Genomic DNA, 1,113 nt, shown 5'->3' with positions numbered 1-1,113 from the left:
TTAATATAGTCAAAAGAATAAATACGAGGAGGATTTAGCGTGAAAGTTAAATTTTCATTTAGACCTATAATCGGCCAATATGATTATATAGCTGACTTTCAGGAAGGGCTTGCATTCGTTAGAAATAACATCCAAGAATTTAAAGTTGGTTTTATAGATAAAACAGGTGAAGTTGTTATACCACTGGAATACTACGGAAGATATGGAGACGTAAACGTTCGTCCTAAATTTGTGCATAATCCTTTTTTTAACGATGGTCTTGCATCCTTAATGAACAAAGACGGAAAATTTGGATACATTGATAAAGAAGGAAAGGTTGTTATTCCTTTTGAATATGACAACACACAATTATTCACCGAAGGTTTTGCAGCTGTTAACAAAGATGATAAATGGGGATTTGTAAATAAAAAAGGCGAGGTTGTCATACCACTGGAATATGACTGGGCATTCATTTTCGAGGATGGGCTTATACCCGCACGAAAAGACGGTAAATTTGGGTTTATTGATAAAACCGGCAATACGATCGTACCATTTGAATTTCATTTCGAAAGGGGATTCCTCGGTGGATTCAGCGAAGGTCTTGCACCTGTCGAAAAAGACGGCAAAAAAGGATACATAGACAAAATGGGCAAGGTGGTTATTCCGTTCGAGCTTGAATACGATGTGATCGGCAGGTTTCATAACGGCCTTGCAGGTGTGGCTATAGGCAAAGGCCCGGAAATCCCTATGGTAGAGGGTGAGAGCGAGGAAGACTTTCGAAAAAGGTTTAATGCATTAAACAAACAACGTTGGGGTTTTATTGATAAGACTGGAGCGATTATAGTTCCCATAGAATATGGAAGAATATTAGTCTTTAGCGAAGAATTTATCATTGTAGAGAAGGATGGTAAACAAAGCTACATTGATTATAATGGGAATGTTCCATTTGCTACAGATTTTGATGTATTGAGTGGCTTTTATGAAGGGTTCGCAAAGATAAAAAAGGATGGCAAATATGGATATATAGATAAGACAGGCGATGTTGTTATACCGATCGTCTATGAAGATGCAAGTCACTTCAAAGAAGGATATGCGGCAGTTAAAAAAGATGGCAAATACGGTTACATAGATAAA

At 37.3% G+C, this 1,113-nt stretch carries 1 protein-coding gene; it reads left to right on the top strand.

Annotated elements, in window-relative coordinates; genetic code table 11:
- Nucleotides 1-39: 39 nt before the first annotated feature.
- Nucleotides 40-1,113: WG repeat-containing protein (locus NNL21_RS36025; protein WP_256555725.1), on the top strand; the 1,074-nt coding region annotated here is incomplete at its 3' end.

The organism is Paenibacillus mendelii (assembly GCF_024498075.1).
Classification (GTDB): Bacteria; Bacillota; Bacilli; order Paenibacillales; family Paenibacillaceae; genus Paenibacillus_Z; species Paenibacillus_Z mendelii.
This window is presented reverse-complemented; position numbering and strand designations above follow the sequence as displayed.